The sequence below is a fragment of the Staphylococcus sp. HMSC62D11 genome (assembly GCF_001839145.1).
Taxonomy (GTDB): domain Bacteria; phylum Bacillota; class Bacilli; order Staphylococcales; family Staphylococcaceae; genus Staphylococcus; species Staphylococcus lugdunensis.
This window is the reverse complement of the sequence record NZ_KV840185.1, coordinates 387,055-400,408: the sequence shown is the minus strand read 5'-3', so window position 1 is coordinate 400,408 and position 13,354 is coordinate 387,055. Positions and strand designations below refer to the sequence as shown.

13 protein-coding genes are annotated in these 13,354 nt (G+C 36.2%); 6 read left to right on the top strand and 7 right to left on the bottom strand.

Annotated features, from left to right (window positions below; genetic code table 11):
* Positions 1–121: 121 nt before the first annotated feature.
* Together HMPREF3267_RS06375 and HMPREF3267_RS06370 are read right to left on the bottom strand one after the other, a co-directional pair.
* Entirely contained in the window at positions 122–1,651 is a 1,530-nt protein-coding gene (locus HMPREF3267_RS06375) for a sodium:solute symporter family protein (RefSeq protein ID WP_002479010.1), read from the bottom strand.
* Between the two features lie 33 nt (positions 1,652–1,684).
* Positions 1,685–2,566 carry an N-acetylneuraminate lyase gene (locus HMPREF3267_RS06370; RefSeq protein WP_002460695.1) on the bottom strand — a complete coding sequence of 294 codons (882 nt, stop codon included), beginning with the start codon at positions 2,564–2,566 and terminating at the stop codon, positions 1,685–1,687.
* A gap of 241 nt (positions 2,567–2,807) precedes the next feature.
* Here HMPREF3267_RS06370 and HMPREF3267_RS06365 point away from each other — a divergent pair, with 241 nt between their 5' ends.
* On the top strand, positions 2,808–3,671 hold the full coding sequence (locus HMPREF3267_RS06365; RefSeq protein ID WP_002460696.1) for an ROK family protein: 864 nt from the start codon (positions 2,808–2,810) through the stop codon (positions 3,669–3,671).
* Between the two features lie 95 nt (positions 3,672–3,766).
* On the opposite strand, the gene HMPREF3267_RS06360 is transcribed toward HMPREF3267_RS06365, so the two are convergent.
* Positions 3,767–4,564, bottom strand: a complete 798-nt coding sequence (locus HMPREF3267_RS06360) for a MurR/RpiR family transcriptional regulator (protein ID WP_002479011.1) — start codon at positions 4,562–4,564, stop codon at positions 3,767–3,769.
* A 166-nt stretch (positions 4,565–4,730) separates the two neighbouring features.
* Between HMPREF3267_RS06360 and HMPREF3267_RS06355 the strand changes: the two genes are divergently transcribed.
* Entirely contained in the window at positions 4,731–5,402 is a 672-nt protein-coding gene (locus tag HMPREF3267_RS06355; protein ID WP_062078225.1) for an N-acetylmannosamine-6-phosphate 2-epimerase, read from the top strand.
* Between the two features lie 47 nt (positions 5,403–5,449).
* Positions 5,450–6,184, top strand: a complete 735-nt coding sequence (nagB, locus tag HMPREF3267_RS06350; protein ID WP_002460700.1) for a glucosamine-6-phosphate deaminase — start codon at positions 5,450–5,452, stop codon at positions 6,182–6,184.
* 96 nt (positions 6,185–6,280) lie between these two features.
* Here the strand turns inward: nagB and HMPREF3267_RS06345 are convergent, their stop codons facing one another.
* Both HMPREF3267_RS06345 and nagA read right to left on the bottom strand, forming a co-directional pair.
* Positions 6,281–6,526: a hypothetical protein gene (locus tag HMPREF3267_RS06345; RefSeq protein WP_002460701.1), complete on the bottom strand. Its 246-nt coding sequence runs from the start codon at positions 6,524–6,526 to the stop codon at positions 6,281–6,283.
* Between the two features lie 42 nt (positions 6,527–6,568).
* Complete coding sequence (gene nagA / locus HMPREF3267_RS06340; protein ID WP_062078227.1) at positions 6,569–7,738, bottom strand: N-acetylglucosamine-6-phosphate deacetylase; 1,170 nt, start codon at positions 7,736–7,738, stop codon at positions 6,569–6,571.
* Between the two features lie 259 nt (positions 7,739–7,997).
* Here nagA and HMPREF3267_RS06335 point away from each other — a divergent pair, with 259 nt between their 5' ends.
* Positions 7,998–9,614, top strand: a complete 1,617-nt coding sequence (locus HMPREF3267_RS06335) for a BCCT family transporter (RefSeq protein WP_062078229.1) — start codon at positions 7,998–8,000, stop codon at positions 9,612–9,614.
* Positions 9,615–9,940: 326 nt separating this feature from the next.
* Here HMPREF3267_RS06335 and HMPREF3267_RS12590 read toward each other — a convergent pair whose 3' ends face one another.
* Positions 9,941–10,078: a hypothetical protein gene (locus HMPREF3267_RS12590; RefSeq protein ID WP_002460704.1), complete on the bottom strand. Its 138-nt coding sequence runs from the start codon at positions 10,076–10,078 to the stop codon at positions 9,941–9,943.
* Between the two features lie 167 nt (positions 10,079–10,245).
* On the opposite strand from HMPREF3267_RS12590, the gene HMPREF3267_RS06330 reads away from it, so the two are divergent.
* Positions 10,246–10,857, top strand: a complete 612-nt coding sequence (locus tag HMPREF3267_RS06330; protein ID WP_002479015.1) for a hypothetical protein — start codon at positions 10,246–10,248, stop codon at positions 10,855–10,857.
* A 55-nt stretch (positions 10,858–10,912) separates the two neighbouring features.
* Here HMPREF3267_RS06330 and HMPREF3267_RS06325 read toward each other — a convergent pair whose 3' ends face one another.
* Positions 10,913–12,103 carry an NADH-dependent flavin oxidoreductase gene (locus HMPREF3267_RS06325; protein ID WP_037544317.1) on the bottom strand — a complete coding sequence of 397 codons (1,191 nt, stop codon included), beginning with the start codon at positions 12,101–12,103 and terminating at the stop codon, positions 10,913–10,915.
* Between the two features lie 238 nt (positions 12,104–12,341).
* Between HMPREF3267_RS06325 and HMPREF3267_RS06320 the strand changes: the two genes are divergently transcribed.
* Entirely contained in the window at positions 12,342–13,346 is a 1,005-nt protein-coding gene (locus HMPREF3267_RS06320) for an LLM class flavin-dependent oxidoreductase (RefSeq protein ID WP_062078231.1), read from the top strand.
* Positions 13,347–13,354: the final 8 nt, after the last annotated feature.

Genomic DNA, 13,354 nt, shown 5'->3' with positions numbered 1-13,354 from the left:
ATACGAAGTATTGAATAAAAAGAAGCGCTCAGATAAGTTGAATTCAATTCATCTGAGCGCTATTTTTCTGAGATGCATGTCCAAGACTGTTTTTATCTTTTATTAAACTACTGCTATAAAATTATTTATTTGCAACTTTAGATACATAGTTTGAAGGCTTGTCTTTATCATAAATTGTTAATCCTGTAATATCCTTTGCATATTTAGCTGGAACAACTAAACTGATAAGATATCCAAAAATAAAGGCTATCATAAATGATATAATTGATACATAAAATGGCGAATTGCCTCCACCTATGCCATTAAAGAAATACGCGAAGATTACACCTGAAATAAGTCCAACGAACACTCCAAATGTATTTGCACGCTTTGTAAAGATACCTACCGCAAAGATACCAGCAAGTGGTACACCAAAAAGACCTGTTACTAATAAGAAGAGATCCCATAAGTTATTTGAATCTGCTGCGATTAAATACATAGAGATACCATAACTAAGCAAGCCAGCTATAATAATGACGATACGTGCAAAATTAACTTCGTCCTTGTCACGTCCTTTACCAAAGAAACGATGTTTAATATCTTCTGATATACACGCTGAAATTGAATTCAAACTTGATGAAATTGTAGATTGCGCAGCTGCAAAAATTGCGGCAATCAATAGACCACCTACAAAAGGTGGCATTTCAGTTAAAATGAAATACGGTACAACTGAAGAGGTATTAAATCCCTTAGGTAAGCTATCTTGATGTTGATAAAATGAATACATCATTGTGCCCATACCATAGAAAATAGGTGCAGAAATAAGCGCTAATACACCGTTTGTCCACAATGACTTTTTCGTTTCTTCCATTGAATCTGAAGCTTGATAACGTTGAACAACATCTTGACTAGCTGTGTATTGATGTAAGTTATTAAAAATATTTCCCAGGAAAATAATAGGAATCGATGCTGCTGCAGAATTCCATTTCCAGTTATCTGCACTCATAATCTTTTTATTAGCAATCGCATCATGAATGATCGTGCCAAAACCACCTTTAATTTCAAAGGCGCCAATTAAAATAATCATTAAAGCGCCACCCAATAGAATTACACCTTGGATAAAGTCACTCCATACTACCCCTTCAAATCCACCTAAAAACGTATATAAAATACATAATATTCCTACTAAGCTCGCTACTAAAAATGGATTCATATCTGATACAGATGTAATGGCTAGTGTTGGTAAATAAATCACAATTGCAATACGTCCTAAATGGAAAATGACAAAAAGTAATGAGCCAATAACGCGAACACTTGGTCCAAAGCGCGCTTCTAAATATTCATATGCTGACGTGACTTTTAACTTTTTGAAAAATGGTACGTAGAATGCAATTAAAATAGGTATAATTGCTACAATTGCGATGTTTCCTGCAATATATGCCCAATCCGTTAAAAATGCTTTTTCAGGTGTAGACATAAATGTAATTGCACTTAACGTTGTTGCATAAATAGAAAAGCCAACTGCCCAAGACGGCAAACGACCACTAGCCGTAAAGAAACTATCTGTGCTTTGACTGGCACGTTTAGTAAAATAAGCTCCTACAGCTAACATAATCAATAAATACAGTAGAACTGCGACCCAGTTCCAAAATCCAAATCCTATTTGCTGCATTCACAACACCTCTTAATTTTCAATATTTTGTTTTTACAAGTTGTATTTATTAATTAAGTTGTCTAATGTGGCACGATGCGCTTCATTGAATGGCGCAAATGGGCGTTTTGGCAAACCACCATCGATACCACGCGTTTTTAATATTTCTTTTAAAGTTGGATAAATACCCATCGCTAACACGTTTTGAATAATATCGTTTGTTTCATGTTGAATTTTATACGCTTCTGATACATTGCCTTGTTGCGCTAATTCAAAGATTTGACGCGCGCGACGTCCATTTACGTTATATGTTGATCCTATCGCACCATCTACTCCGGATACCGTTGCTTGAACAAGCATTTCATCAAATCCCGATAATATTAATTTATTTGGAAAGGCTTTACGAATACGTTCTAGTAAGAAGAAATTAGGTGCTGTGTATTTCACACCAATCACTTTGTCATGATTAAAGAGTTCCCCAAATTGTTCAATACTAATATTGACACCCGTTAAGTCTGGAATCGCGTATATAATCATGTTATTTTGTGTTGCCTCGATAATGTCGAAATAATATTGTTTAATTTCTTCAAAGCTAAATGGATAGTAAAATGGCGTAACGGCTGATAATGCATCATAACCTAATTCTGTTGCATATTGTCCCAATTCAATTGCTTCATTTAAATCTAATGAACCTACTTGAGCAATTAGTTTTGCTTTATCGCCAACCGCTTCTTTTGCTAATCTGAAAATTTGTTTCTTTTGTTCTTTACTAATTAAAAAGTTTTCTCCTGAACTACCATTTACATATAAACCATCTAAACCTTCTGTTTCAATGGCATTGCGTGCAATTTGTTTTAGTCCCTCTTCTTTAACTTGTCCCTGTTCATCAAATGGAACAAGCAGCGCTGCAAATATGCCTTTCAAGTTGTTATCCATTGTTTATCACTCCAATTTCATTGTTATTCATTCAAAGTTTATTTAGATAATAAATAGACTTAACCATTAACCCAACTTTTACATTAAAATTGTAAACGCTTTCTAATAAGGTTACAATATGTTTTGAAACGTTTTAACATTTTTGTCTTAATTTTATGAAAAATATTTTCAAAACATTAAATATTGTTCTAACTACGAACAACTGTTTATATAATGTTAATTGATAAAGGAGGAATAATAGATGTATAAAATTGCGGTAGACATTGGTGGTACCAATATTAAAATTGCCGTATTTAATACGGACTTAGATATGCTGGCACATGAATCTATAAAAACACCTGATAATAAGAAAACGTTAATCATTGATACGGTTCATGACTTAATTGCTAAGTATATTCAACATTATCAGCTAGAACGTCCACATATTGGTATTTCAACGGCTGGTGTAGTTGACACTGAACGAAAAGCAATTATTTACGCTGGTCCTACAATTGCAAATTACAATGGTACTGATTTCCAACAACATTTGGGAGATTTGTCTGATCATATTACAGTACATAATGATGTTGATGCAGCGTTGTTAGGAGAACTTGTATTACATAAGTATCCAGAAAGCCATATTTTCTGTTTAACATTAGGCACTGGTATTGGAGGCGCGTTTTACACACAACAGCATGGCTTATATACAGGGGCGCGTTATCACGCAAATGAAATTGGCTACTTACTTTACCGTTCAAGCGATGGTTTAACTTATGAGCAACGGGCTTCAACATCTGCTTTGAAAGCGTTAATTAAAGCATACGGCTTAGATGCAAACATCAGCGTTCCTGCACTTTTTGACCTTGCAGAAGCTGACGACAAGCAATCTGTCCAACTGCTTAATGATTGGGGAAATGCTGTTGCTGAGGGAATTGCGCAAATACAAATCATCTATGATCCAGATTTAATCTTAATTGGTGGTGGTATTTCCTCACAAGGTGACAGGCTTATTCAATATATCGAACCCCATATTCAGCACTATTTACCCCATGGCTACGGAGGCGCTCGACTTCAAACAACACGCACGAAAAACCATGCTGCTTTGTATGGTGCACTTGTTGAATGATAAAGGGAGCAGGACTACGAATTCATTATGAATTCTGTCCCGCTCCCTTATCAATTGGTTCTAGTAATGATGTACCAATCTTTAGCTTATAATCACTATTTACCTAATATTGTCTGTCGTGTATGCTGATAAAGTTGATTCATATGGGGATCGTTTAATAGGAGATAACTGACAATATCCATTAAAAAGAAAGTGGCAATTTGCGTATTAATAAATTGAGAATCATTAATTCGAGATTGATCCGTAGTAATCAGTACTAAGTCTGCCTTTTCAGTAATACTACTACCTTCATAATTCGTTATAACCGCAACATATGCGCCTTGATCATGTGCAATCGCTGCTGCTTCAATTAATTCTATCGTCTCTCCACTATTAGAAATAGCAACAAACATATCTTGCGCTGACAATAAGGACGCCGATATTTTCATCTGATGCGCATCTGTGGACACCATTCCTTTTAAGCCCATACGCATCGTTCGATAATAAAATTCGCTGGCTGTTAACCCAGAACTACCTAAACCAGCATAGTTAATTTGACGTCTTGTTTTTAAATTATGCGCAAAGCGTTTAATCTTTTCCTCAGAAATAAATTCCCCTGTCTGTTGTATAATACGTTGGTGATAACGGTGAATTTGTTGTACTAGTGGCGCATTTTCGACTATTTTTTCAGATTTTTCATGTTGTACACTAAATTTCATATCTTGAAAGTTATCATAGCCTAACTTATTACTGAAACGTGTAATAGTGGCCGGAGACGTACCAATGGCATAAGCAAGAGAATTAATAGTAGAAAAGCGATCATCTAATTCTTGTTCTTGAATAAATGTGACAATTTTGCGATCCATTTTTGTTAGTATGTGCCGACTACGTTGTACTCTATTATCAAATTTCATCATCCTCAGTCCTTTATTCGTATTAACTTGAGTGTAGACTATTTGAAAATCTTTTTCAAAAGTTAAATTTAAATTGATAAAAAATTTCTTAATGATATGATGATATTAACCAATCATTCTAGACCTATCTTTTACAAATTAAACAAAAGTAATTGGAGTGTTTAACATGTTACCACAAGGATTAATTGTTTCTTGCCAAGCTTTACCTGATGAACCATTACATTCATCATTTATTATGTCTAAGATGGCTTTAGCCGCTTATCAAGGAGGCGCAGTTGGCATCAGAGCCAACACTAAAGAAGATATACTCGCGATAAAGCGCGAAGTCAATTTACCAGTTATTGGTATTGTTAAACGAGATTATGTCAATTCGGATGTCTTTATTACCGCAACGTCTAAGGAAGTCGATGAATTGATCGCTAGTGGCTGTGACGTTATTGCGTTAGATGCGACGAAACAAACTCGCCCAAAAGAAACGCTGTCAGAATTAGTTGACTATATTCGACAACATGCACCAAACGTAGAAATTATGGCAGATATTTCGACATTAGACGAAGCTCAGCAAGCAGATAAGTTAGGATTTGATTATATTGGCACAACATTAAGAGGCTATACCTCATATACTAAAGGCCATATTTTATACGAAAATGACTTTGCTTTTTTAAAGGATGTACTGAATTCAGTTTCAGCCAAAGTTATAGCTGAAGGCAATGTCATCACACCAGAAATGTATAAACAAGTGAGTGATTTAGGCGTTTATTGTACTGTCGTTGGCGGTGCAATCTCTCGACCAAAACAAATTACCGAACGCTTTATTAAAGCGATAGCTGAAGATTAATTTACACATTTATTTTAAAATTGAATGTCATTGGAGGTGTTTCAAATATGAGAATTTTAAATCTTGGAGACCAGCAAACAGCTAGTCGCTACGTCGCTATAGAATTAATTAAATTACTCCAAGATAAACCTGACGCAATATTAGGTTTAGCAACAGGAGCTACGATGACAAGCGTTTATCCATATTTCACTGATTTATTAGATTTAAATCACATAGATGTCTCTCAAGTGCACACATTTAACCTCGATGAGTATGTTGGTTTAGACGCACATCATGAGCACAGTTATCATCACTATATGCATGAACGCTTATTTGACAACTATTCTGGCTGGAATAAAGCGTTCATCCATATCCCAAATGGTGCGGCAGACAATCTTGAAAGCGAAGCATTGCGCTATGAAACATTATTACAATCGGTTGGTCAACGTGATATTCAACTGTTAGGCATTGGTCAAAATGGGCACATTGGCTTTAATGAGCCAGGAACACCTTTTGATAGTCACACCCGCGTCGTTAATTTGACGACATCCACGATTCAAGCTAATAGTGTGCATTTCTCTAAGTTAGCAGATGTTCCTAAACAAGCCATATCTATGGGTCTAGATAACATCACACGCGCGAAACGTATTATACTATTAGCGTTTGGTGACAAGAAACATGATGCCCTACAAAGATTGATAGATGGACATATTACTGAAGATTTACCTGCGTCTATTTTACATCAACATGAACGTGTAGATGTGATTGTTGATAACGCGCTTTATCAATCATTAAACATTTAGTTGACCAAAATACACTAAATAACATACTATAAAAGCCATTCTGTGTAGTTAACGTTTCTACATAGAATGGCTTTATATTCCGGTTTGATATTTGACTTATTTATATTCAAATAATTTTAAGATAAATAGTGCTATTAAACTAATAAGAATACAGATACCACATGCTGATACAAAAATAATTTCAGTTTCTTGCCAGGCCATCTCAAAGACAACGCCTGCTTTAGTTATGATGCTATTAGAGATAAAGTTGACAATCGCCAAAGCTATAATCGCTAATGTTGCAGCTAATAACAGCATATTAAAGAAAAAGATAGCATTAGGAAATCTATAATTACTTTGCATATAATACGCCTCCTAAATTTTTTTATTATGGTCTTAATTTATCTATTCCCCAAGTGAACGGTATCGATGCATACAACCTGCTTTGATTGTTGTTAATACTTGAATATCATCATCAACAATAACTAAGTCAGCGTCTTTACCTACTGCTATACTACCCTTTTGATCATCAATTTTTAACGCGATTGCCTGATTTAAACTGGCTACGCGCCACACTTGGTCTAGTCCTTGTCCAGTAAAGGTCATCACATTTTTCAGTCCATCATTCATTTTCAAAATACTTCCAGCTAAAGATCCTGATGCTAGACGCGCTTCTGACCCTTTAACGATAACATTTTGACCGCCTAGGTCGTATTCTCCATCAGACATGCCTTTAGCACGCATGGCATCAGTAATAAGATAGAAATGTTCATGTCCTTTGAGTTGATACGCAAGTTTAACCGCTGTTGGATGTGAATGAATACCATCAACAATCACTTCCGTATTTAATCCTGAATTGGTCCATGCTGCGCCGAAAACTCCTGGCTTGCGATGCTCAAAGCCTGTCGCTGCATTGTATAAGTGTGTAATATGTTTCGCACCACATGTGACTGCCTCATTCGTTTGATCAAAATCCGCAACAGTATGACCTATTGAGAAAATAATATCATGATGTAGTGCAGCTAATGTCTCTTGTGCACCTTCCACTTCCGGTGCAAAGGTGATCACTTTAATTAAACCTTGCGCACTTTGTTGAAATTGTTGAATTTTATCCACGGAAGGTCGTTGCACATATTGTGGATTTTGTGCTCCCACTTTATGTTCTGAAATAAATGGCCCTTCTAAATGTATTCCCACAATTTCTGCTGCAGTTCCTTGTTGTTGTTCTTGATGATACTTAGCAATATTAGCTAAAGCTTTAATGATATTTTCATCAGACTGTGTCATTGTAGTTGCTAAGAAACTTGTCGTTCCTTCTGACAATAAATTTTCAGCTAAATGTTTTAACCCTTCATATGATGCATCCATGGCATCAGCACCATATCCCCCATGAATGTGAATATCAATAAATCCTGGTAGGACGTGCTGACCTTGTGCATCAACCGTTTCTAACATACCATCATATTTACCTGATGCGATTTGCTCAATACGTCCATCATTAATCACAACATATCCATGCTCAATCACTTGCTGTTCTGTGTAAATCTTCCCGTTAATTAGCGCATATTTAGACATACGATCCCTTCTTTTCTGTGTATAATGATTGTCTTATAACGCCTTTATTATATCATTTCAGACTCTGCTCTCCCATGCTTCTTGAAAAATGAAAAATCTTTTCATTATTAGATGTTTCACCATTGTCCATATATGATTGTGTTACTTTTTTCACCACAGCATTTGTAGTTAAAATCCATAAATTTTTGAATTATTTTAAAACTTATGGTTATACTTTTAACGACAATAAATTTAAACAAAGGGATGACTAAACAGCTCCATGTCTGACAAAAGGAAGAAAAATAACAATTTTGTTTATGCATTTTCCGTACTTATCATTTTAATCATCACTGCAATTGCCGGCTTATTTCCAAAAGCATTTGGATCACGGGCACAAGCAATTTATAATTTTTTGACTAATTCGTTTGGCTGGCTATTTTTACTAATTATCTTTATTCTCGACGTCTTTTTGATTTCCCTCGCTGTTTCACGTTATGGTCGCTTCAAGCTGGGAGATAATGATGAAGCGCCTGAATTTTCCACTATTTCATGGATTGGTATGCTATTTTCTGCTGGCTTAGGTGTTGGTATTGTCTTTTGGGGTGTAGCCGAACCATTGACGCACTATTTACATTCACCTTTTCCTGGGAAGATTACCAGTGAATCTGCATCATCTGCACGGCTAGCTATGGGATATACGTTCTTTCATTGGGGAATCTCTCAATGGTCTATATTTGCGATTGCCGGTTTAATAGTAGCATTCTTTCAATTTAGAAAAAAACGCAACGGACTCATTTCCACCGCAATGGAACCTGTCTTTGGTGAAGCTTATAAACGTCCATTTCGCAATATTATTGATATTTTAGCTATTATTGCCACTGTCATGGGTATTGCAACCTCAATTGGTCTTGGAATTTTACAGATTAGTGGCGGCCTTAACTATGTATTCCATATTCCAAATACAAATGTAACTAAGATAGGAATTACAATTTTAATGGTGTGTATCTTCTTAGGCTCTGCTTTAACCGGCTTAAATAGAGGCGTAAAATGGTTGAGCAATATCAACATTGGGTTAGGCGCACTGTTACTTATCTTTATGCTTATATTTGGTGATTTAAAATTTATTGTAGAATCTTATACGCTTGCGATTGGCGATTATATCACGCATTTTGTTGAATATAGTCTCCGTATTAATCCGTATCAAGGGGATAATTCTTGGGTGCAAAAATGGACCGTCTTTTATTGGGCCTGGGTTATTTCTTGGTCCCCATTTATTGGTGGTTTCGTGGCTCGTGTTTCTCGTGGGCGCACAATCCGCGAATTTGTCGTAGGGGTTCTGCTCGTGCCACCTTTAATTTCATTTTCATGGATAGCTGGCTTTGGCGGGACAGCATTAAAAATAGCACTTGGCGGTGATCCGATTGCTAATGTAGTCGATAAAGATTATACTGTAGCATTATTTGAGTTACTGTCTAAGTTCCCGATTAGCGACATCACTAGTGCCCTAGCCATTACCTTAATCTTTATCTTCATCGTTACTAGTGCGGATTCCACCACACATATCGTTGCTAGCATGGCCACAGGTGGTAAAGAAAATCCAAAAGTTAAACATAAAGTTATTTGGGGTTTATTAATCGGTGCTATATCGGTTGCTATGACGATTGCCGGGGGTTTAACAAGTTTACAATCTGCAGCCGTCGTTACTGGTTTGCCTTTTTCTATTATTTTGCTGTTAATGATTTTTTCTTTAATGCGTGCATTACGCAGAGAGCATACGAAACACTTTGCCATGACATATATTAATGATGATAAAGATTACACGATTAGCTTAGAAGAACGTGAAGATCAACAAGATAAACAACATGATTCTACAAACAATATAAATAAAAAGAAATAGCATAAAGGGAGCAGAACTGAACTCATTATGAATTCCTAGTCCTGCCTCGGCAAGTTGACTTGGATTGAAAAAAGCTTGGTATAAGCATATTTTCAATCCAATCAACTACTGCCAATATATCGTTCATAGTCTCAAACTGGTCAATGTTGTTAGTATAGGTATTGATCTGCAAAAAAGGCTACAGTCGTCAAGATTGAATTAGATTTAGGCACTATATCTTGAATCTAATCTGATAAAGTGCATGATGTCGCTACAAGCACCATAGCAATGGCTATTGAAAATGCGATATCTAATAATTGGATTTGTTGTGGCTGCCAATAAGCTTGTTATGTTTCAGGTGTTGCCTCAGCACCATAATCTGATTTAAATATTCGAAGTACCCATGGCAGCCCATCTAATGATGCCATAATAGCCTCCCACGTATCATCTTTCACAATCAATGTCGCTATCTTAACAGAAAACAATTATCGTTGTTGCCCTCAAACATCCACTAATTCTTATTGTTCATTGTAAATCTTCATATTTTTAAACACTCAAAAAAAGAAACTGATTATTTCTCTCCCCAAAAAAGTCTTTTTTATGCGATAATTATATATAAGATTAATTTTAGATAGAAATTGGAGTGACGAAGATGTCCGCAGATATATTAACTACTGATGTATTACAAGCGCGTCTAAATTTGATGCCTCAAATACACGATGAATTGGAAGCACAAATTAAAGAACAACTGCAAGGTCAAAATCGTAAAGATATCGCTCATATTAAAGAAGCAACAATCGTTTTAATTAAATTACATATTACAAAAATGATTAAAAATCAAGCACGTTATGGTGAAACAAGTACTAATGATAATCACTTACACTTTATCGAAGGCCGTCATGCCTACCAACTATTTTATGCATTAGATAGTTCAATGCATGTAGAAGAATTAGAATTATCAGAAGACTTATTGGCTAAATATGATGCTGATATCGAACGATTATTAAATGTGCGTGGACAATTGACACCATTTATTAACGTAGCTATCGAAACATTCGATTCTTTTTCTGAAGATTTAGATCTCACTATTGAATATCTTTTCAAAACATATCCTGACATTTTAACAATGGTACAAGATAAGGAGTTTAGATTGCATAAATTTGATTCACTCATTGAAGAGGCTTTTAAACAATTAGCCACTACACATCAATACGGTGACTTTGGCACAGCGATGGCTCAAGCATCAATTGTAGATACACCATAACAATATAGGGAGCGGGACTACGAATTCACAAAGAACTCTGCCCCGCTCCTTATTGTTAATCGTCATAATTTTGTTCTAATTTACGTAGTTCATCTCTTGTTTTCAAAGCTAATCCTTCACCATAATCCATCATTTTCACAATATCTTTAAAAGCTGCATGCGGAATAGCTAATTCCTCTAAATCATCTTGAGTGATGTGTAAATCAATACATTCAGGCTGCCCTGCTGCAAGTTTTGTCACAAAGTCAGGTTCTGTGACAAACGGTGACGACATACCCACCATATCTGCTTGTCGCATCGCATCTAATGCACTTTCTACCGAGTTAATTCCACCACTCGCAATCATAGGTAAACGCCCACTCAAATGATCATATACAACTTGATTGACACGTTTTCCAAAGTGTTGCCCTGGTGTACGGCTTGTATTTTGATAGATGTGTCGCCCCCAACTAGCAATAGCTAAATAGTGAATATTGGCAACATCCATGACCCAGTCTAAGTGTTGATTAAATTCATCAATGGTATACCCTAGATCACTTCCACGTGTTTCCTCAGGTGTAGCCCTATAGCCAAGAATAAAATCAGCAGGTGCTTGTTGATCAATCACATTTTGAACAGCTTGCATGACTTGTAATCCAAAACGCGCACGGTTTTCTAAGGAATCTACCCCATAGTCATCATGTCGTTGATTTGAAAAAGTAGAAAAAAACGTTTGTATTAATAGACGTTGTGCAACTGATATTTCTACACCATCAAAGCCTGCTTGAATAGCACGAGATGTAGCATCAGCATATTGTTGAATCACATCTTTAATCTTCTCTTGAGACATTTCTATTACTTTATGAGGTGTTGGAGAATGCAGTGACATCGGGCTAGGTCCATATACTTCACCAAAATTTCGAATCGCTTGATTGGAAAAACGTCCTGCATGTGCCAATTGAATAATCGCTTTATTGCCATCTTGTTTCATGACTTGGGCTAGCTTTTTCAACCCAGGAATACATGTATCATCTGAAATATTAAAACCATACTCAAAGAGCTGACCATAAGGTTCAATATAAGCAGCACCAGTCACTTGAAGTCCAGCTGATCCCGCCCGTCTTTCAGCATAGCGCAAATCTTCTTGAGTAATATGTCCATCATGCGTCGATGAATTTGTCGTCATTGGTGACAACACGAAACGGTTGTTCAATTGTACGCCGTTAGGTAGCGTGATAGGTTGCAATAATGGTGTGTAATCTTCCATGTCAGTGTCATCTTCTTTCATCTGCTTATTAACATCAACGTATCACGACCGCTTAAAATTAGCAATTTAATCACACTTCTTAAATAGTTTTTACTAATGCATTTGACCACTTTGAACCAAATAAACCACATAAAAATATGTTGTTGTAAACTGAAATTTAGCAATACATAACAAAAACCGTTAAAATAAAATTGGGTAAATAATTGGGGAATGATAAAACAGTAATGGAGATGAGTTTTTGGTAGAACTAAATGTGTTAGATTATGCGATGATAGATGAAGGGAAAAATGCTGAGCAGGCACTTCACGATACAATACGCTTGGCACAACTGGCAGATCGACTACGCTTTAAACGTTTTTGGATAACAGAGCATCATAACGTGCCAGCTTTTGCTTGCAGTAGTCCAGAATTATTGATGATGCACATTTTGGGTAAAACATCCCACATTAAAATAGGCTCAGGTGGTATTATGTTGCCTCATTATAGTCCTTACAAAGTCGCCGAAAATTTTCGCATGTTAGAAGCATTTTATCCTGGACGCGTCGATCTTGGCATTGGCAATAATCCTGGTACACCTGCCGTGAAACGTGCAATGGACGAGGATAAATCTGAATATCTTGATTATCAACAAAGTATCGTGGATCTTCGTCATTACTTAACAAATCAGCAAAGTGAGCAGCGCTTTTCTAGCGTCATGGCACAACCAAACATATCACATCATCCTGATATGTGGCTATTAAGCATTAGCCAACGTTCAGCTAAAATGGCTGCACAGCAAGGTATGGGGTTTGCTGTTGGTACATTTTTATTGCCAGATACAGATAGCATACGTGCCACACAACATAGCATCGCTACTTATCGCCAGCATTTTGAAATTACATCACTACAGATGTCACCAAGTGTTATGTTAACCGTGTTTGTCATTGTAACTGACACTGAGAAAGAAGCTACACGATTATTACAAGCACTAGATGTATGGTTATTAGGAAAACGTTATTTTGCTGAGTTCGAACGTTTTCCATCTTATGAGACTGCATTACAATATCAACCAACTGCGCGAGATAAAGCACGCATGCAAGCATCTCATTCTAAAATTTTAGCTGGAACCATCACACAAGTAACACCAAAACTCGACGCCATGATTCAAGACTTTCAAGCTGATGAAGTCTTAGTGGTACCGCTCCTACCAAATATAGAAAACCGCTGTCGCACGCTAGAACTACTTGCACAAGCATATCTATAACTAAAGAA